This window comes from Pantoea sp. SJZ147 (genome assembly GCF_007828605.1).
Classification (GTDB): Bacteria; Pseudomonadota; Gammaproteobacteria; order Enterobacterales; family Enterobacteriaceae; genus Pantoea; species Pantoea allii.
This window is the reverse complement of the sequence record NZ_VIVB01000006.1, coordinates 60,830-80,079: the sequence shown is the minus strand read 5'-3', so window position 1 is coordinate 80,079 and position 19,250 is coordinate 60,830. Positions and strand designations below refer to the sequence as shown.

The window sequence follows — 19,250 nt, the reverse complement described above, 5'->3', positions numbered from 1 at the left end:
TGGGCCTAAGCGCCTGGCGCCGCCTTGCTACAACACAAATGCGTTTGCGTATTCGCGCTTTGCTGGCTGAGGTGAACAAGAGACAGCAAAACTAAAAAGCTTTTTACCGAAATCCCGTGAGGGTTTTCTCTGGTGCCAGAGGATATCTGCCTTGCTACAACACAAATGCGTTTGCGTATTCGCCTTTCTGACCTTTTAAAAAAACGTGAGTATATTTAGCGTTATAGGTGGGAAGACGTTTCGAATCGATCAACCACTCAGGCAATAACGTGTTTCTCCTCAGCCAACAGTCTTAGACTTTCACGCAGCAACGCAGCAACGCAGCAACGCAGCAACGCTTCTCTCTTTCTGCTTTTTCTCCTGCATAACCGGGCCGGGCGCTGGCACGTCGATAACCTTTGCTGGCACAGGGCCGACGCTGCACGCTGGTTTGACATATTGCGCACTGTTGCGGTGCAGCTCACCTCGCCTCGCCGCCTGAATACGGCGGTGCTCCCAGGCTTACCTCTTTGGAGGTACAGATAAACGCTGTTTATTCTGATGCTTAGCAATTATTTCCCAACATGTTTCGCGATCTGAATAAACCTGGTCTGCATATTGCAATTCCCTCTTATGCAAGCTGGTTGACAGAGACCAGCCAGACACCTTGACGTAGCAACGGAGGCAAGATGAATTTAAGACGGCTGAAATATTTTGTGAAAATCGTCGATATCGGTAGCCTGACGCGGGCAGCCGAAGTGCTGCATATTGCTCAGCCTGCATTGAGCCAGCAGGTTGCTACGCTTGAAGGTGAGTTGGAACAGCAGCTTCTCAACCGCACCAAGCGCGGCGTTACGCCGACGGAAGCCGGGAAATTACTTTACAGCCATGCGCGCGTTATTCTGCGGCAGTGCGAACTGGCACAGTCAGCAGTGATGAATGCGGGTGAGGTGGTCAACGGGCAGGTGTCGATTGGACTGGCACCGGGAACGGCGGCCTCAGCCTTAACTATGCCGCTGCTGCAAACCGTACGGGAACAGTATCCCGATATCATGGTTTATCTGCATGAAAACAGCAGCAGTGCGCTAAACGAAAACATCATCAACGGTCAGTTGGATATGGCCGTGCTGTATGACCGTGCGCCGACGGCAGGCATTAACAGCGTGCCGTTGCTGAAAGAAGATCTGTATCTGGTGGGCACCACGGCCTGTCCGGGGACCAACGTGGATCTGGCCGACGTGGCGCAGATGAGCCTGTTTCTGCCACGCGACTACAGCGCTGTGCGCCAGCGGGTCGATGAGGCGTTTTCACTGCGTCGCCTGAGTGCGCGCATTATTGGCGAAATAGAGTCGCTTTCTACCCTCACCGCCGCCATATCAAGCGGAATGGGTGTGACCGTGTTGCCGGAGTCGGCTGCCCGGGCGCTGGTAGGATCAACCCAGGCGTGGATGGCGCGCATTACCAGTCCGACCATCAGCCTGCCGTTGTCGCTGAACCTGTCACACCGTTTGCCTTTATCGCCGCCTGCGCAGGCCGTTAAAAATATCCTGCTGTCGCTGCTTAACAAGCCGCTAACGGAAAAACGCGAACTCACGCTGGTCAGCTGACGCTCATCCTTGTTGATCTGTCTGTAAAGCAGGGCGCGGAGACATCGCGCCACTGCCCTTTCTCTGGCTGTCTTCCTGATGTGATTCATTCCTTCCTGCTGCCTGTCATATGCTTTAAATGCATAAATAAAACTTTTTTAGTATTTCCTGTTATCGATAATCCTTTTTACCCTCTGGTTATCAGATTGTGTAAAGAGAGGTAAAGGGTGTGAATTTCCAGCAACTTAAAATTATTCGCGAAGCCGCGCGGCGGGAGTTCAACCTGACAGAGGTGGCAAGCACCCTGTTTACGTCACAATCGGGCGTCAGTCGCCATATCCGCGATCTGGAAGATGAGCTTGGCGTCGAAATTTTTATCCGGCGCGGCAAGCGACTGCTCGGTATGACAGAGCCGGGTAAGGCGTTATTAACCATCGCTGAGCGAATTCTGGACGAAGCCGGTAAAGTCCGTCGTCTGGCGGACGTTTTCACCAATGAATCCAGCGGTATTCTCTCCATCGCAACCACCCATACTCAGGCCCGATACAGTCTGCCACCGGTTATTAAGGCGTTCCGCCAGCTTTATCCCAATGTCCGGCTTGAACTCAACCAGGGATCGCCGCAGGAAATCGTAAATATGCTGCTGGCAGGAGAGGTGGATGTCGGCATTGCCAGTGAAATGCTGGTGAACAACGGCAGTCTGGCGGCGTTTCCATGGTTCAGCTGGCATCATGCTTTGCTGGTGCCGCACGATCATGACCTCGTTCAGCAGCAACCGGTATCACTGAATGCGCTGAGCCACCATCCTCTTATTACCTATCGTCAGGGCATTACCGGACGCTCGCGCGTGGACAGGGCCTTTCAGGGCGCAGGTTTAAAACCGGACATCGTGCTCAGCGCCCAGGATTCCGATGTGGTGAAAACCTATGTCAAACTTGGTCTCGGAGTCGGTATCCTGGCCGATCAGGCCTGTGAAACCGAGCCGGGCGGAGAGCTGGTCAGGCTGGATGCCACGCACCTGTTTGACGCCAACACGGTATGGCTGGGCCTGAAACGGGGACAGCTACAGCGCAACTACGTCTGGCAATTTCTTGAGCTGTGCAACGCCAACCTGTCGCTTGAAGAGATCAAAAAGCAGGCGCTTTCATCAGCAGGTGATGATGAACCGGTGATCGATTTTCAGATTTAACGCTCGGGCACATCGGGCTGCATATCGTGACGGCATAAAATTTTTTTTCTGCCGTAAATCCTCTCAGCGAACGCTTTCTGGCTGGCAATAACAACATCCTGCGCTTCCCCCCACCCGATAAAGTGGAAAGATCTGAACAAAGGGGGATGGGATGTCACGTATACAACTAAACGATCACACGCTGCTGCGCCAACAGGCGCTGTTCGCGGGCCAATGGCAGAATGGCTATCAGGGCGAAACCTTGCCGGTTATCGACCCGGCCACCGGCGACACGCTGGCCACCATTCCGGCGCTGGGCCGTGAGGAAACCGAGGCGGCAATTAACCACGCGGAGTCGGTGCGTCATGAATGGGCAAAAACGCCTAATGCCACGCGTGCCGGGCTGCTGGAGAAGTGGTATCAGCTTATTATCGATAACGCGGACGATCTTGCCATCATCATGACGGCCGAGCAGGGCAAACCGCTGGCGGAAGCGAAAGGTGAAGTGCTGTACGGCGCCAGTTTCGTCAAATGGTTTGCCGAAGAGGCACGTCGCATTTATGGCGATACCATTCCTGCTCCCACCTCAGACCGCAGAATTATCGTGTTGAAACAGCCGGTCGGTGTAGCGGCAGCGATCACACCCTGGAACTTCCCTATCGCCATGATTACCCGCAAGGTGGCTCCGGCGCTGGCGGCGGGTTGCCCCATTATCGTTAAACCCTCCGACCTGACGCCGCTCTCCGCGCTGGCGCTGGCGGTACTGGCCGAGCGCGCCGGCTTTCCGTCCGGTGTCTTGCAGGTGGTCACCGGTATGCCGACGGAAATTGGTGCCGCGCTGACCGAAAGCCGCCTTGTCCGTAAGATCTCTTTTACCGGTTCAACTCGCGTGGGTCAGTTACTCATGAAGCAGTGCGCTGACAGCATAAAACGGCTGAGTCTGGAGCTGGGGGGAAATGCGCCGTTAATCGTTTTCGATGACGCCGACATTGAGATTGCGGTGGCGGGCGTAATGACCAGCAAGTTCCGTAACGCCGGGCAAACCTGCGTCTGCGCCAACCGGATTCTGGTTCAGCGCAACATCTATGAACGCTTTTCCGCCCGTCTGCTGGAGGCCGTTGCTACCCTGAAGGTGGGTGACGGATTTGCAGCCGGAAGCACCATCGGGCCGCTAATCAATACCGGGGCGGTCGAAAAGGTGAATGCGCACATCGACGATGCCTTACAAAAAGGGGCGACGCTGTTAACAGGCGGCATCAGCAATGGAACGGGCACCTGGGTTCAGCCTACCGTGCTCGGTCAGGTCACGCGTGAGATGCGTATTGCCCAGGAAGAAACCTTTGGCCCTGTGGCGCCGCTGTTTATCTTCGACGATGAAGAGCAGGCACTGGCGATGGCAAATGACACACCTTATGGACTGGGCGCTTACTTCTTTACCGAGAATATTCGTCGTGCCTGGCGGGTAGCGGAAGCGCTGGAATTTGGCATGGTCGGTTTTAATACCGGCGTAATCTCTTTAGAAGTCGCTCCTTTTGGTGGGGTAAAATTATCCGGTATTGGTCGTGAAGGTTCACGTTACGGAATTGATGAATATCTGGAGCAAAAAACTTTCCATCTCGGCAGCCTGTAATTTAAAACGGTATTCATAAATGTACGCGCCAGCATAAGCACTCTGCTGGCGCTTTTTTTTGTGCGCCAGATCTAAGTTTTCCTTCCATTCTCCTTTTTAGTGCAAGTTTCATGCGCAATGCACCAAAGCAATGCGGGTTTTTTGTGAGGTAAATCATCTGTTTAAGGCTTCGGCAATTCCGCAATAAATCCGTCATTAATACGGCAGAAAAATTTTTTTGCGTGGTTTTAAACGCATTTTAATTTTCTTAACGGCTGGCATACTTTCTGCATTACCTAATTAATATTTCAGAAAAGCATTGCCGAAATTTAACCAAACCAGCGTGTGACGGCTGTAACAAATAAGGATTCTTCCATGTTGAGTTTCGACCCGGAAAGCGTGCAACTCCCGTTGGGCCATTATATCGGCGGGAAACATGTGCAAACACAAGGCGAATCTTTTGCCGTCAAACGCCCCTCAGATGGTCACGTCTTTGCCACTCTGCATGAAGCGCAGGCCGAGGACGTTGACCATGCCGTCATGACGGCCCATCAGGCATTAAAAACCAGCGGCTGGTCAGGCTGTGCACCCCGTGAACGCGGTCGGATAATGCGTCGCTGGGCCGATTTAATTGAGCAGGATCGGCTGCTGGCCCAGCTTGAAGCGCTGGGCTCGACGCGTCCGATTGCTGACGTGATACAGCACGAAATTCCTTTCACTGCCGAAGCCATCCGTTTCTATGCCGAATGCGCGGACAAATACAGCGGTGACCTGTTCCCCACCCGTGAAAACAGCCTGGGGATGTTGATTGCTGAACCCTATGGGGTGATCGGTGCCATTACGCCCTGGAATTTTCCGTTGTCGATGGCCTCGTGGAAGTGCGGACCGGCGCTGGCTGCGGGGAATGCCGTGGTACTCAAGCCGTCAGAACTGACGCCGCTTTCTACCGTACGCATGGCAGAACTGGCGGTCCAGGCCGGTTTGCCCGCCGGTATCCTCAATATTGTACAGGGCAGTGGGGCCGTAACGGGCAGTGCGCTCGTCAGGCATCCTCTGGTCCGTAAGGTCTCCTTTACCGGCTCAACCCTGACCGGCGCGCGCATTATGAGCGATGCGGCGCAGTTCGGCATGAAACCGGTGACGTTGGAGCTGGGCGGAAAAAGTCCACAACTGGTCTTTGATGATGCGGGTGATATCGAGGTGCTGGCGCAGCGTATTCTGCGCGGCTTTACCGCCAATGGCGGTCAGGCCTGCGTAGCGGGTACGCGCTTAATCGTGCAGCGCGGCATTGCCGATGCGCTCACGGCGCGGCTGACGACATTGTGCCGTGAGGTTAAACCCGGCGTCACCTGGCAGGAAACCAGTCGTTATGCGCCGCTGATTGATGCACGCCAGGGCAATAAAGTGCGTTCGGTGATTGAAGAAGCCAAAGCCCTGGGCGCAGAAGTGCTGGTGGGCGGCGAACGCTTTGCGGATACCGATGAGGGCTGGTTCTGGCAGCCCACGCTGTTAAGCCAGGTTAAACCTGATAACCCGGCGGTTCAGCAGGAAATTTTTGGTCCGGTGCTGACGATTCAGACCTTCGATGAGGAAGAGCAGGGGCTGGCACTGGCGGCACATGACACGTATGGCCTGTGCGCGGGCGTGCATACGCTGAGCCTGCCCCGGGCGATGCGGGCGATACGCGCGATTGAAGCCGGTACCGTCTGGGTCAACCGCTACGGTCGCTCTGGCGATTTTATTATCCCTACCGGCGGCTTTCTGGGATCGGGTATTGGCAAAGATTTGGGTCGCCAGGCCTTCCAGGCCTGCCAGCGCCAGAAAAGTGTACTTATCGATTTTTAAGCACCACACCTGACAATAACGAGGTTAATTCAATGGCACTGTTTAAACCCAAATTCATCACATTTGATTGTTACGGCACGCTGATTTTTTTTGACATGGCCGGTGCGGCTAAACGCTGTTTCGCCGATCGTGTCGACGCAGAAGCGCTGGACGCCTTTGTAACTGATTTTTCCAGCTACCGTCTGGACGAAGTCATGGGTGCATGGAAACCCTATTACGATGTCGTCAGCAATGCTATTCAGCGCACCTGCAAAAAGTGGGGCGTGAAATGGCAACAGGCAGACAGCGATTTTATTTACGCTGACTGCGCCACCTGGGGCCCGCATCCTGATGTGCCCGCTGGCTTAGCCAAAGTGGCAAAAGAATTCCCGCTGGTGCTGTTGACTAACTCGATGAATGACCTGATTCCTCATCATATTCCTCGCCTGGGCGCACCGATCCATATGACGATCACGGCGGAAGAGGCCGGTGCCTACAAACCGCATATGAAAGGTTTTGAATACATGCTGGAAAAACTGGACTGCCGTCCGGACGAGATCCTGCATGTGTCATCCAGTTTCCGTTATGACCTGATGACCGCCCACGACCTTGGCATTAAGCATAAGGTCTGGGTCAACCGCGGCCATGAACCGGCTAATCCGTATTATCAATACACCGAAGTTAAAGACATTGGCGGCCTGCCTGGCGTCGTCGGTCTTTGAGGACATCGACATGAAACTGGAATCGTACTGGCAAGCCACCGCCCCGTCGTTCAGCGCTGCCGCGCAGGGGCCGTTGCCGTCACAGGCGGATGTGGTGGTGATAGGCGCTGGCTTTACCGGTGTGTCTGCGGCGCTGACGCTGGCGCGAAACGGTATCAATGTTGTGGTGCTGGATAGCGGAGAAGTGATGAGTCAGGCTTCGTCGCGCAACGGCGGTCACTGCAATACCGGCGTGGCGCAAAACTTTGCCTCGCTGGTTGCCAGCCAGGGACTTGAACAGGCCAGTCGCTTCTATCGGGCGTTTGATGATGCGGTTACCTATGTTGAGCAGTTAGTGAAGGACGAGCAGATTCACTGCGATTTTCGGTGGTGCGGCAAACTCAAGCTGGCCAGTAAAGCCTCGCATTTTGCCGGACTGCAGGACGCCTTCACGTTGATGCGGCGCACGGTGGACCCCGATATCCAGTTACTGAGTAAAGATGAGGTTCAGCGTGAGATCGGCAGTAGCGATTTTCACGGTGGATTGCTGCAACAGCGCGGCGGTCAGATGCACATGGGCAAGTTTGGTGTGGGCCTGGCCGAAGCCGCGGCACGCAGCGGCGCAAAAATTTATCCCCACCATCACGTCACCCAACTGGAACGCCTTGACGGCTATCGCCACCGGGTGGTGACCAGCAAGGGTGAAATCCAGGCAGACAAAGTGCTGATGGCAACGGGCTGCTCCAGTGAAGGTCCGTTTCCATGGTTCCAGCGTCGTATCGTGCCGGTAGGCAGCTTTATCGTTGTCACTGAGCCGCTGGATGATGGGCTCATCCGTACCTTGCTGCCTGAGGATCGTAACTACGTTACCTCCATGAATATTGGTAACTACTTCCGCACCACGGCGGACCGCCGTCTGGTCTTTGGTGGACGCGCGCGCTTTGCCATCAGCAATCCGACCTCGGACTCACGCAGCGGCGAGATATTGCATGCTGCAATGGCGAAGATGTTTCCGAAGCTGGCTAACACCCAAATTGATTACTGCTGGGGTGGCATGGTGGATATGACGGCCGATCGCCTGCCGCACGCCGGCGAACAGGACGGCATATTTTATTCGCTGGGTTACAGCGGTCATGGCACCCAGATGTCGGTATGGATGGGCCGCGTGATGGCCGATCTGTTAAGTGAGAAAGTCCGGGACAACCCCTGGCAGCGTCAGACATGGCCTGCACTGCCGGGCTATCACGGAAAACCGTGGTTTTTGCCCCTTGCCGGGCTCTACTACAAAGCAAAGGATCGCCTTTCGTAAATTCACATTGTTTTTCAGGCCGTTGCGGGGTTGTTGTGTTTGCCGAAAGCGACCAACAGCCCGCCGCGGATGGGCAATGCAGCATGCGCCGTCTGAATAACGCAGGGAATTTTCCATGTTCGCTCGAACACGTAATGAGGTGTACAGATGAGTAAAATTGATAATAAAGAATCTGACGTAACCAATCCTGCTCTGACGCGGATGATCACTGAAGGCACATTGTCTCGTCGCAGTTTAATGAAGCTACTCTCCGCCGGTGCGGTGATGAGCACGGGACTGATTGGCTTCCCCGGCATGGCGCTGGCGGAAAGCAAACCCGTACAGGGCGGGAAACTGCGTGTCGGGATGTCTAACGCGTCTGCAACCGATACGCTGGACCCGGCAAAAGGCAGTAACAGCGCCGACTACACGCGCCAGTTTATGTTTTACAGCTGTCTGACCGAGGTCGACAAGGCGATGTCCGTTAAGCCCGGCCTGGCAGAGTCGGTTGATTCTGACGACGGCATCACCTGGAGCATTAAACTGCGCAAAGGTGTTACCTTCCACGACGGTAAACCTTTTACCGCGAAGGATGTGATTTTCTCGCTTAATCGTCATAAAGATCCTGCCGTTGCCTCCAGCGCATTCAAGCTTGCTGAACAGTTCAAGACCATCACTGCCGTCAACGATAATGAAGTGCAGCTTGTTCTCGTGGCACCTAACTTTGATCTTCCCTATATGCTGACCACGTCTCCCTTCCTGATTGTTCAGGATGGCACCAAAGATTTCAGCAAAGGGATCGGCACTGGCCCCTTCGTATGCAAGAGCTTTACGCCTGGCGTGAATACCGTGGGCACCAAAAACCCGAACTACTTTAAACCGGGCCTGCCGCATCTGGACGAAGTGGAGCTGCTTGGCGTTACCGATCAGGCTGCCCGCGTCAACGCCCTGCTGTCTGGCGATATCCAGGTGGCCTCGGGCCTGAAAGCCTCAGACAGTATGCGCATTGGTCATACGACGGATCACGCGGTGCTTGAAACCAAGGGCGGCATGTATACCAACCTGATCATCCGTACCGATATCAAACCCGGCAGCAACCCAGATTTCGTGCTGGCGATGAAATACCTGCAGCCCAGAGAAATCATCGTGAAAACGGTGCTGCAGGGCTTTGGCGATGTCAGTAATGACACGCCGGTTCCGCCGTGGCATCCGCTGTTTAACGCCGATCTTAAACCGCGTCCGCTCGATCCTGAAAAAGCCAAGTTTTACATCAACAAAGCGGGCATGACCGGACAGTCGATAGAGATTATTACCACGCCGCCGCTGGAAGGCGCGACGGAAGGGGCGCAGCTCATCCAGCAGGTCGGGCGCAACGCAGGGCTTAACGTTAACGTGCGGCGCGTGCCGTATGAAGGCTACTGGGGAACACACTGGACGAAAGATCCGGTAGGCTACGGCTCGATCAACCCGCGCCCAACGCTGGATATGCTGTTCTCACAGTTCTACCTGTCAAGCTCATCTACTAACGAGAGCGGCTGGAAAAATCCCCAGTTTGACCAGTTGGTGATTGCGGCACGCGGTGAACGTGATAAAGCCAAACGCAAGCAGATGTACGGTGATATGCAAACCCTGATCTATGACCACTGCGGTACGCTCATCCCGGCATTTATCAGTTCAATGGATGGCTACAGCAAGAAGGTTAACGGCCTTGAGGCCTGGCCATCGGGCATGCTAATGGGCTATCGCTTCCATGAGTTTGCCTGGCTTTCAGCCTGATAATCGTCTGACGAAGGAGTTCGCCGATGAACCGATACATGATGTTCCTGATTGCCCGGCGCATTGGCGCCGGCATCCTGACCTTGCTTATCGTCTCGGCGGTGGTATTTTTTATCACCAGCCTGCTGCCGGGCGATGCGGCGCAAATGATCCTGGGGCAAAACGCCACGCCAGAAACGGTAGCGGCCTTGCGCCAGCAGCTCGGTTTAGATCAGCCGCTGCTGGTGCGCTATTTCACCTGGCTTGGCGGCATGCTGACGGGAAATTTTGGCACCTCATTTGCAAGTCATCTGCCGGTCGCACAACTGGTGGCGCAGCGTCTTCCCGCCACCTTTGAACTCGCTGCTACTACCACAGCGATTTGTGTGCCGCTCGCACTGATTATTGGTATCGCGGCGGCCATGAATCGTGGCTCCAAACTCGATCGTGCGCTGGTGATTGGCACGATGGCGACGGTGGCCGTACCGGAATTTCTGGTGGCCACGATTGCGGTGCTGATTTTTGCCGTGAAGCTGCACTGGGTTTCTGCGATGTCGCTGGGCAGTCCCAGTATGGACTTCGCCAGCTACATCAAAGCCTATGCGTTGCCGGTGATGACGTTATGCTGCGGACTGGTCGCGCAAATGGCACGTATGACCCGCGCGGCCATTATTAACCAGCTCGACAGCCCTTATCTTGAAATGGCCTTGCTCAAAGGGGTTTCCCCCATGCGGGCGGTGTTACGCCATGCCTTACCGAATGCCGTCGGCCCCATTGCTAACGCGATTTCCCTCAGTCTTTCTTACCTGTTTGGTGGGGTCATTATTATCGAAACCATCTTCAGCTATCCGGGTCTGGCCAGCCAGATGGTCGACGCGGTCAGTAATCGCGATCTGCCGGTGGTACAGCTCTGCGTAATGCTGTTTGCCAGCTGTTATCTTGTGCTGCTGCTGGCGGCGGATATTGTCACTATCGCCTTTAACCCGAAATGGAGGAGCTGATGAAAATATTGCTTCCGTGGCGTATTTTTCAGTCACTGTCTTTATCGGGCCGCCTGGGCCTGGTGGTGACCTTGTTCTGGTTGATCATCGCCATCTTCGGCACCTGGTGGGCCCCCCACAATCTTGACGACATTGGGGTCGGGCCATTAATGGGCGGATTGACGCATGAAAACCTGCTGGGTACCGATTACCTCGGACGGGATATGCTCAGCCGCATTATGTACGGTGCGAAGTTTTCCCTGGGTCTGGCGCTGGGCGCTGCCATGCTGGCCAGCCTGATTGGCACCATGCTGGCGCTGTTAGCGGCGGTAACCGGACGCTGGCTGGAAGAGCTGCTGGGCCGTATCAACGACGCGATGCTGGTGTTGCCAGGCAAAATACTGGCGCTGATGATTGTGGCGGTGTTCGGGTCCTCGCTGCCGATGCTGCTGATCACGGCGGTGTTTACCTACTGGCCGGGTGCGTTTCGTATCGCCTTTGCCCTCGCCAGCAACTTACGCAACATGGACTATGTCCGCGCCTCTCGCCTGCGGGGAGAAAGCCGCTGGTACATCGCCATCCACGATATTCTGCCCAACATGGTGCATCCGGTCCTGGCGGATTTTGGTCTGCGCTTTGTGTATATCGTATTACTGCTGAGTGGATTGAGCTTCCTGGGGCTGGGCGTTCAGCCACCTTATGCCGACTGGGGAACATTAGTGCGTGAAAATATTCAGGGGTTGTTTGACGGCTCACCGGCGGTGTTGATGCCTGCGGTAGCGATTGCCAGCCTGACCATCGCGGTCAACCTGTTTATTGACAGCTTGCAAAGCATGCGTCCGTTGACGCTGGCAAAGGAGGGGGCATGAACGTGACACAACATACGGCAATGCCTGTGATTTCTGTCGATAACCTGCGCGTGACGGCGCATACCGACAATGGGGATGAACTGGATATCGTCTCCGATATCCGCTTCACGGTGCAAAAAGGTGAAGTGCTGGCGCTGATTGGTGAATCCGGCTCGGGTAAAACCACCATTGCGATGGCGCTGATGGGCTATGCGCGCCACGGTTGCAAGATCGCCGAGGGCAATATTCATGTGGCGGGCACCAACATCATGGATCTCACGCCCGCGCAGTTGCGCATGTTTCGCGGCAATAAAGTGTCCTATATTGCCCAGAGTGCCGCCGCCTCTTTTAACCCCGGAATGAAAATCATCGATCAGGTTATCGAACCGGTTGTGATTCACGGCACCATGACGCGCAAGGCGGCGAAGGTCAAAGCGCTGGCGCTGTTCCGTGAGCTGGCCTTACCCAACCCGGATACGATTGGCGATCGCTTCCCCCATCAGGTCTCAGGCGGGCAGTTACAGCGTTTAATGACGGCGATGGCCCTGATTAGCGATCCCGAGGTGGTCATTCTTGATGAACCCACCACGGCGTTAGACGTGACGACCCAGGTTGAAGTGCTAAAAGCCTTTCGTCGGGTGGTGAAACAACGCGGCGTAACGGCGATTTATGTCAGCCATGACCTGGCCGTGGTGGCGCAAATGGCCGACCGGATTCTGGTTCTGCTGCAAGGCAAAATTGCCGAATACGGCACAACGGCGCATTTGATTGGTGCACCCCAGGCGGACTATACGCGCCTGCTGATGGATGCCGCTCAGCAAAAAGAGCGGCCCAGCAACTGGTGTCAGGCAAAGGCGAATGAACTGCCGTTGCTTGAAGTGCGTGACCTGTCAGCCGGTTACGGTCCAAAGGGCAGTGATGGATTGCCCAAAGTCCGCATTCTGGAAAATATTAATCTCACGCTGTGGAAAGGTCAGGCCATTGGCATTATCGGGGAATCCGGCTCGGGTAAAACCACCCTGGCGCATGCCATTGCCGGTCTCAATCCTGCCTGCCAGGGACATGTCCTGTTTAACGGCCACTCTGTTGCGGGCCAGATGCAAAAACGCAGCGACAATGAGCTGCGACGTATTCAGTACGTTTTCCAGATGGCGGATACAGCCCTCAATCCGGCCCATAGCGTGGAACGCATTTTAACGCGTCCGCTGACGCTGTTTCATGGTCTGAGCGGCATCGCTCGCCAGCAGCGACTCTATCAACTGCTTGATCTGGTTAAGCTGCCGCGCACCGTGCTGTCCCGCCGCCCCTGGTCACTGTCAGGTGGGCAAAAACAGCGTGTTAACCTGGCCCGTGCACTGGCGGCTGAACCGGATGTGATTTTATGTGATGAAGTCACGTCGGCGCTGGATACCGTGGTGGCTTCCGCCGTGCTGGATCTGATCAGCGAACTGCGCCGCGAGCTGGGCCTGTCGGTAATGTTTATCAGCCACGATATGCACGCCGTGCGCGCGGTATGTGATGAGATCGTCGTGATGCGAAATGGCAGCATCGTCACTCAGCTGGCGCGCAGCAATTATGACCAGCCTACCAGTGAACTCTATTTCGAACGCCTGAAACGTGCGGTTCCTGAGCTGCGTCAGGGCTGGCTGGATGAGCATGAAGAGATTCTGAAAGCTGAGTAACAGGCTGTTATGCCGTCGAGCACGTTCGACAGACAGACAGTATCCAGGCGCCGGGCGCGATGAGCGTCATGGCACCGGCAAACAAACAGATTAAGAGGTGGCTACGCCATGCCCGCACCGATTCGTTACGTACAGGACAGCAGTGATTTCCCGGCGTCCGCCGATGTGGTGGTGATTGGTGCCGGTATTGCGGGGGCCGCCGCCACCTGGGAACTGGCAAAAAAAGGATTGAAGGTGGTGCTGATCGAGAAGGGGCTGGTCGGCGCCGAGCAGTCGAGCCGCAACTGGGGCTGGTGCCGTCAGCAGAATCGTGACGAGCGCGAACTGCCGCTGGTGATTGAAGCCTTACGCGGCTGGGAAGAACTTAGCATTGAAACCGGGGAAGAGCTGGGCTTTCGTCGCAGCGGTCTGGTCTATGCTACCCGCAATGAAGCAGATATTGCGGCCTGGGATAAGTGGGGCCAGATGGCCAAACAGTACGGCGTGCGCAGCGATATCCTGAATGCTCAGCAGGCGAAAGCCATGACGCCAGGCAGTACCACAAACTGGCTGGGCGGCGTTTCCGCCCCGGCGGATGGTGCGGCTGAACCTAAACTGGCTGCACCGGGCATTGTGATTGGCGCGCAAAAAAAAGGCGCGCTGGTTTTCCAGCAGTGCGCAGTGCGCGGGCTGGATATTTCAGCCGGGCGCGTCAGCGGAGTCATAACGGAACGCGGCCTGATCAAAACCACCCGGGTGATCTGTGCGGCGGGCGCCTGGACCTCGATGTTTTGCCGTCGGCACGGTATTGATTTGCCGCTGGGGAACGTCATTGGCACCGCCTTCCGTACCCACCCGATTGAGCAGGCTATCGCCGTCCCTTTTTATACCGAAAGCTTTGCCTGTCGGCCGCAGATGGATGGCAGCTATACCGTTTCCGTATCGGGCCGCGGGCGGCTTGAACCCGGTGCGCAGGGGATTCGTTACCTGCGACAGTTTTATCCCACGTTTAAAAGTCGGCGTAAAAATCTTACCCTGAATCTGGGGGTGAAGCCGTTCTTTAATGGCCCTGAGGCGATGGGCCGCTGGGATCTGGATGCGATTTCACCCTTCGAGCGGATGCGTATTCTGGACCCCGCTGCCGATGCCTGGGTCGTGGAAAGCGGACTTGCGGCAATGCGGCGTGAATTTCCTGCGCTGGCAAACCTGAAAGTCGCACAGGCCTGGGGCGGGATGATTGACAGTACGCCGGACGCGATTCCGGTCATTTCAACGGTGGCAAAACTGCCAGGCCTGGTGTTGTCGGCAGGATTCAGTGCCCACGGTTTTGGGATTGGTCCCGGTGCGGGCCGCCTGGCGGCTCAACTGGCGACAGACTCCACGCCGGTGGTCGATCCCACGCCTTATCGCTACAGCCGTTTTATCGACGGCAGCGGACTTGATGCACCCGGCATGATGTAAGGAAAGCAAAATGACAGTTGATATTCGTACCATGACGACCGAAGACATTCCCCAGGTTTACGCGATGAGCCAGGCGCTGAACTGGCCGCACCGCCATGAAGACTGGGCCATCGGCATGCAGCTCGGCGAAGGCGTGGTCATTGAAGAGCAGGGCGAAGTAATAGGCAGTGCGATTCTCTGGCGCTGGGGCGACAAGGCCGCGACCATCGGTCTGGTGATTGTCGCGAATCAGCACCAGGGGCGCGGGCTGGGCAAGCAGTTGATGCTGGCCTTATTAGAGAAAGTGCCCGGTTATAACGTGCGTCTGCACGCGACGGAGATGGGTAAGGGCTTGTATGAAAAACTCGGCTTTGTTACCTGCGGTAAGATCCTACAGTACCAAACGCCTGCCCTGAACGCGTTACCCAGAGTGGAGATTCCGGCTGGATTGACGCTGCGCAGCGCCACCCCTGACGATCGGGATGCGCTGGTGCAGATGGAGCAGGCCGCCCACGGGCTTTTCCGCCCGGCGCTGGTGGAACATCTGATTACCGACAATCAGACCATTATCTTGCAGGATGACCAGCAAACCCCTCAGGGTTATGCCAGCCTGCGGCGCTTTGGTCGTGGCTGGGTCATTGGACCCGTTATTGCACAGGATTTTCCGGTTGCCCAGGCGCTAACCGCCGCGCTGATGCAGAGCCTGAAGGGCGAATATCTGCGCATGGATACGGATGCCGCGCTGCCGCTGGCCGCCTGGCTGGAGAGCCTGGGCCTGACAAACGTTGACGCGCCGATCACGATGGTGCGCGGTGACGTCTGGGTGCCACAAGGCATGCAGGCATTTGGGCTGATGACGCAGGCAATGGCCTGATGCACATCGTTTATAAATCGGAGCCACAGCGCGGCCTGCACTGGCAGCGTTGGCTGGCTGAGCACGCGCCTGATATTCATTTACACCTCTGGCCGGAGACCGGCGATGCCGATCAGGTTGATGCGCTGGTCGCCTGGCTGCCGCCCGATAACCTTGCAGACCGTTTTCCCAATCTGAAAATCCTGTTTTCCGTAGGGGCCGGAGCGGAACAGTTTGACCTGTCCAGGCTGCCGTCACATATCCCGCTGGTCAGAACGATTGAACCCGGCCTGACGCAGGGCATGGTGGAGTACATCACCTTTGCGGTGTTGGGATTACATCGTGATATGCCACGCTATTTTCAGCAGCAACGGCATCAGCAATGGCAGGCGCATCTGGCTATTCCCGCCGGTCAGCGCCGCGTCGGGATCATGGGACTGGGCGAACTGGGCCGCGCGGCACTGGCCCAGCTTCAGACGATGGGGTTTGACTGTGGCGGCTGGAGCCGTACGCCGCATCTTATTCCGGATGTGCCGTGCTGGCATGGTGACGATCAGCTGCCCGACTTTCTCGCCCGCAGCGATATTCTGGTGTGCCTGCTACCGCTGACGCCCAGTACTCAGGGGCGACTGAATGCCGGGCTGTTCAGCCAACTGCCAACTGGTGCTGCACTGGTCCAGGCCGGGCGCGGTCCCCAGCTTAATCATCAGGATCTGCTGGATGCGCTCGACAGCGGTCAGTTACGGGCGGCGGTGATTGATGTAACCGATCCTGAACCTCTGCCTTCCGATCATGCATTCTGGACGCATCCCGCAATCTGGCTCACGCCGCACATCGCCAGCCAGACGCAAAACGACAGCGCGATCAGCGCACTGCTGGCTAATCTGCGTCGCTTTCAGCGTGGTGAACCGCTGCACGGCGTCGTTGATCGTTCACGAGGATATTGATATGGACCATTTAGTGGCGTTGCGCCGCGATCTACACCGTAATCCTGAACTGGGTTTCCATGAACAGCGAACCAGCGATATTGTCGCGCGTTTTCTACAGGAGTTAGGCATTGAGGTGCATCGGGAAATTGGCAAAACGGGCGTAGTGGGCGTGCTGAAGAAAGGCAACGGCTCACGCATGATTGGGCTGCGGGCCGACATGGATGCGCTTCCCATGCAGGACAAAGGCGAGGTGCCCTGGACCAGTCTGGTAGCGAACCACAGTCATGCCTGTGGTCACGACGGTCACACCACCATGCTGCTGGGCGCGGCGGAAAAGCTGGCGCGTGAGGTTGAGTTCAGCGGCACTGTCTGCTTTATCTTTCAGCCGGCAGAAGAGGGCCTGGCAGGCGCGAAGGCCATGATTGACGACGGTCTGTTTCAGCGCTTCCCCTGTGATGCGGTGTTTGCCCTGCATAACTGGCCTGAATTACCCCTGGGTGAAATTCAGACCCGGCCCGGCGCCATTATGGCCGCGGCAGACCGGTTTGATATCACTGTCAAAGGCGCGGGCGGTCACGCCGCACAGCCGCATCTGACGCACGATACGTTGTTAGCCGTCAGTGAACTGGTGGTGCAGTTAAACACGCTGGTTTCCCGGGCGCTCGATCCCTGCGAACCGGCTTTGCTGACGGTGACGCGAATGCAGGGCGGTTTTTCCCACAATATGATCCCTGCGGAAGCCAACATCACCGGTACGGTGCGCACTTTTAACCCGGCAGCGCAGGATATTATTGAATCCCGGCTGCGGCAGATGGCGGAACACATTACGGCGGCGCACGGGTTACAGGCCGAGGTGAACTATTTGCGTTATTACCCGGCCACCATCAACAATGAATCTGAGGCGACTCAGGCCCTGGCGGCCTTGCAGGCGGCGGGCATGACAACCCAACTGGCGCGCCAGCCTGCACTCACCTCGGAAGATTTTGCCTTTATGCTACAGGCAAAGCCCGGTGCCTATGTATGGATAGGATCGGCCCCCAGCAAGCCGCTTCATCATGCCGCCTATGACTTTAACGACGCGCTGATACCGCATGGCATCCAGGCGTTGATTACCCTGGCCTGCCACGGGCTGGGAACAACATTTACTCGCTGAAACCCGTGGGATTTTGACACGAAATGCCGCTGCTGACGGAATTACGGCAGCGTTATTGCCCCACAGATTGCGATACTTAAGCCAATCGAACACGACGTGGATGAGGTATAAAAATGCAGAATGTCCTGGCAGAGCAGCAAACCTATGCGGACAACAGCCAGTTGCTGGATGTCCGAGATCATAATGTGCCGCGCGGCATTGTTACCGCTCATCCGCTGGTGATTGAGCGAGCCAAAGGCAGTGAAGTGTGGGATGTAGAAGGCAATCGCTATCTGGATTTTGTCGGCGGCATTGGCGTGCTTAACGTGGGCCACAACCATCCGGCTGTGGTTAACGCTGTAACCCGCCAGCTGGGCCTGGTATCGCACGCCTGTTTTCAGGTGGTGGCCTATCCGGGATATATCGAACTGGCGCAGCGTCTGAATAAGCTGGTGGGCGGGGACGAACACTATAAGAGCGTGTTTTTCACCAGCGGTGCAGAAGCGGTGGAGAATGCGGTTAAAATTGCCCGTTCTTATACGCAACGACCGGGCATCATCGCCTTTGACGGCGCCTTCCACGGACGTACTTTACTTGGCGTCACCCTGACGGGGATGTCAGCACCTTACAAACAAAATTTTGGCCCTTTCCCTGGCGATGTTTATCGTCTGCCGTTCCCGAACCCGTTGCACGGCGTCACGGAAGCGGACTGCCTGAAAGCGCTGGACCAACTGTTTGCGGTGCAGATTCTGCCGGAGCGCGTGGCTGCGATTATCATTGAGCCAGTGCAGGGCGATGGCGGCTTCCTGCCCGCCGGGCCGGCATTTATGCAGGCGTTGCGTCGCATCACGACTCAACACGGTATTATGCTGATCTGTGATGAAATTCAGACCGGCTTTGGTCGTACGGGCAGCATGTTTGCCTTCCAGCAACTCGGCATTAAGCCTGATATGGTGACGATGGCGAAAAGTCTGGCGGGGGGCCTGCCGATTTCCGGTGTGGTGGGCAAAGCCGAAGTGATGGACGGCCCGGCACCGGGCGGACTGGGCGGCACCTATGGCGGTAATGCGCTGGCCTGTGCAGCGGCACTGGCGGTGCTTGACGTGTTTGAGCAAGAAAACCTGCTGGCGCGTTCCTGTCAATTGGGTGAGCAGTTGAATCAACGTTTGCGTCAACTTGCAGATAAATATGCCTGCATCGGTGACGTGCGCGGCGTGGGCTTTATGCAGGCAGTAGAAATTCTGGATGTGGACACCCACAAACCCGACAGCGCGCTGACGCAAAAGATCCTCGACAGCGCCTGTCAGGAAGGGCTGCTGCTGATTAAATGCGGTTTACACCGTAATACGATTCGCTTCCTTGCACCGTTAGTGACCACCGATTCGCAACTTGAAGAGGCACTGCATATTTTTGATATTGCCCTGGCGCGTGCGACCGGACGCTTAGGATAGCCGCTCTCCCTCATTGAACAGGCAACAGCCCGGTATCGCGGCCAGC

At 56.3% G+C, this 19,250-nt stretch carries 15 protein-coding genes; all 15 read left to right on the top strand.

The features are described 5' to 3' along the window. Positions 1–668: 668 nt before the first annotated feature. The 15 genes from nac (at position 669) to gabT (ending at position 19,204) form a co-directional block, all read left to right on the top strand. Positions 669–1,586: a nitrogen assimilation transcriptional regulator NAC gene (gene nac / locus FBY13_RS10480; protein WP_063880109.1), complete on the top strand. Its 918-nt coding sequence runs from the start codon at positions 669–671 to the stop codon at positions 1,584–1,586. 208 nt (positions 1,587–1,794) lie between these two features. Beyond that, a complete protein-coding gene (gene cbl / locus FBY13_RS10475) occupies positions 1,795–2,754 on the top strand; it encodes an HTH-type transcriptional regulator Cbl (RefSeq protein ID WP_096010770.1) in 960 nt (319 codons plus the stop codon). A 151-nt stretch (positions 2,755–2,905) separates the two neighbouring features. Beyond that, positions 2,906–4,363, top strand: a complete 1,458-nt coding sequence (locus FBY13_RS10470) for an NAD-dependent succinate-semialdehyde dehydrogenase (RefSeq protein WP_145394105.1) — start codon at positions 2,906–2,908, stop codon at positions 4,361–4,363. Positions 4,364–4,717: 354 nt separating this feature from the next. Continuing rightward, positions 4,718–6,187 carry an aldehyde dehydrogenase gene (locus FBY13_RS10465; protein WP_145394104.1) on the top strand — a complete coding sequence of 490 codons (1,470 nt, stop codon included), beginning with the start codon at positions 4,718–4,720 and terminating at the stop codon, positions 6,185–6,187. Between the two features lie 32 nt (positions 6,188–6,219). Beyond that, on the top strand, positions 6,220–6,888 hold the full coding sequence (locus FBY13_RS10460) for a haloacid dehalogenase type II (protein ID WP_063880105.1): 669 nt from the start codon (positions 6,220–6,222) through the stop codon (positions 6,886–6,888). 10 nt (positions 6,889–6,898) lie between these two features. Then, a complete protein-coding gene (locus FBY13_RS10455; protein ID WP_109717311.1) occupies positions 6,899–8,176 on the top strand; it encodes an FAD-binding oxidoreductase in 1,278 nt (425 codons plus the stop codon). 147 nt (positions 8,177–8,323) lie between these two features. Next, the gene (locus FBY13_RS10450; RefSeq protein WP_096010766.1) at positions 8,324–9,931 is read left to right on the top strand and encodes an ABC transporter substrate-binding protein; all 1,608 of its coding nucleotides are present in this window, start codon (positions 8,324–8,326) and stop codon (positions 9,929–9,931) included. Positions 9,932–9,957: 26 nt separating this feature from the next. Next, positions 9,958–10,911 carry an ABC transporter permease gene (locus tag FBY13_RS10445; RefSeq protein WP_063880102.1) on the top strand — a complete coding sequence of 318 codons (954 nt, stop codon included), beginning with the start codon at positions 9,958–9,960 and terminating at the stop codon, positions 10,909–10,911. Next, positions 10,911–11,759, top strand: a complete 849-nt coding sequence (locus FBY13_RS10440; RefSeq protein WP_063880101.1) for an ABC transporter permease — start codon at positions 10,911–10,913, stop codon at positions 11,757–11,759. Before FBY13_RS10445 ends, FBY13_RS10440 begins: the two co-directional genes overlap by 1 nt. Continuing rightward, positions 11,756–13,420, top strand: coding sequence for an ABC transporter ATP-binding protein (locus FBY13_RS10435; protein ID WP_145394103.1), 1,665 nt, complete (start codon positions 11,756–11,758; stop codon positions 13,418–13,420). Before FBY13_RS10440 ends, FBY13_RS10435 begins: the two co-directional genes overlap by 4 nt. A gap of 108 nt (positions 13,421–13,528) precedes the next feature. After that, positions 13,529–14,860, top strand: coding sequence for an FAD-binding oxidoreductase (locus FBY13_RS10430; RefSeq protein WP_145394102.1), 1,332 nt, complete (start codon positions 13,529–13,531; stop codon positions 14,858–14,860). Positions 14,861–14,870: 10 nt separating this feature from the next. After that, a complete protein-coding gene (locus FBY13_RS10425) occupies positions 14,871–15,713 on the top strand; it encodes a GNAT family N-acetyltransferase (RefSeq protein WP_145394101.1) in 843 nt (280 codons plus the stop codon). After that, entirely contained in the window at positions 15,713–16,639 is a 927-nt protein-coding gene (locus tag FBY13_RS10420) for a glyoxylate/hydroxypyruvate reductase A (protein WP_145394100.1), read from the top strand. Before FBY13_RS10425 ends, FBY13_RS10420 begins: the two co-directional genes overlap by 1 nt. 1 nt (position 16,640) lies before the next feature. After that, positions 16,641–17,774, top strand: coding sequence for a M20 aminoacylase family protein (locus FBY13_RS10415; protein WP_096010761.1), 1,134 nt, complete (start codon positions 16,641–16,643; stop codon positions 17,772–17,774). 113 nt (positions 17,775–17,887) lie between these two features. Beyond that, on the top strand, positions 17,888–19,204 hold the full coding sequence (gabT, locus tag FBY13_RS10410) for a 4-aminobutyrate--2-oxoglutarate transaminase (protein WP_063880095.1): 1,317 nt from the start codon (positions 17,888–17,890) through the stop codon (positions 19,202–19,204). The last annotated feature ends 46 nt before the right edge of the window (positions 19,205–19,250 follow it).

What these genes read in the sequence shown, in the direction of transcription:
- nac (WP_063880109.1), top strand. Translation starts at nt 669, where the DNA reads ATGAATTTAAGACGGCTGAAATATTTTGTGAAAATCGTCGATATCGGT.
- FBY13_RS10470 (WP_145394105.1), top strand. Translation starts at nt 2,906, where the DNA reads ATGTCACGTATACAACTAAACGATCACACGCTGCTGCGCCAACAGGCG.
- FBY13_RS10465 (WP_145394104.1), top strand. Translation starts at nt 4,718, where the DNA reads ATGTTGAGTTTCGACCCGGAAAGCGTGCAACTCCCGTTGGGCCATTAT.
- FBY13_RS10460 (WP_063880105.1), top strand. Translation starts at nt 6,220, where the DNA reads ATGGCACTGTTTAAACCCAAATTCATCACATTTGATTGTTACGGCACG.
- FBY13_RS10455 (WP_109717311.1), top strand. Translation starts at nt 6,899, where the DNA reads ATGAAACTGGAATCGTACTGGCAAGCCACCGCCCCGTCGTTCAGCGCT.
- FBY13_RS10450 (WP_096010766.1), top strand. Translation starts at nt 8,324, where the DNA reads ATGAGTAAAATTGATAATAAAGAATCTGACGTAACCAATCCTGCTCTG.
- FBY13_RS10445 (WP_063880102.1), top strand. Translation starts at nt 9,958, where the DNA reads ATGAACCGATACATGATGTTCCTGATTGCCCGGCGCATTGGCGCCGGC.
- FBY13_RS10440 (WP_063880101.1), top strand. Translation starts at nt 10,911, where the DNA reads ATGAAAATATTGCTTCCGTGGCGTATTTTTCAGTCACTGTCTTTATCG.
- FBY13_RS10435 (WP_145394103.1), top strand. Translation starts at nt 11,756, where the DNA reads ATGAACGTGACACAACATACGGCAATGCCTGTGATTTCTGTCGATAAC.
- FBY13_RS10430 (WP_145394102.1), top strand. Translation starts at nt 13,529, where the DNA reads ATGCCCGCACCGATTCGTTACGTACAGGACAGCAGTGATTTCCCGGCG.
- FBY13_RS10425 (WP_145394101.1), top strand. Translation starts at nt 14,871, where the DNA reads ATGACAGTTGATATTCGTACCATGACGACCGAAGACATTCCCCAGGTT.
- FBY13_RS10420 (WP_145394100.1), top strand. Translation starts at nt 15,713, where the DNA reads ATGCACATCGTTTATAAATCGGAGCCACAGCGCGGCCTGCACTGGCAG.
- FBY13_RS10415 (WP_096010761.1), top strand. Translation starts at nt 16,641, where the DNA reads ATGGACCATTTAGTGGCGTTGCGCCGCGATCTACACCGTAATCCTGAA.
- gabT (WP_063880095.1), top strand. Translation starts at nt 17,888, where the DNA reads ATGCAGAATGTCCTGGCAGAGCAGCAAACCTATGCGGACAACAGCCAG.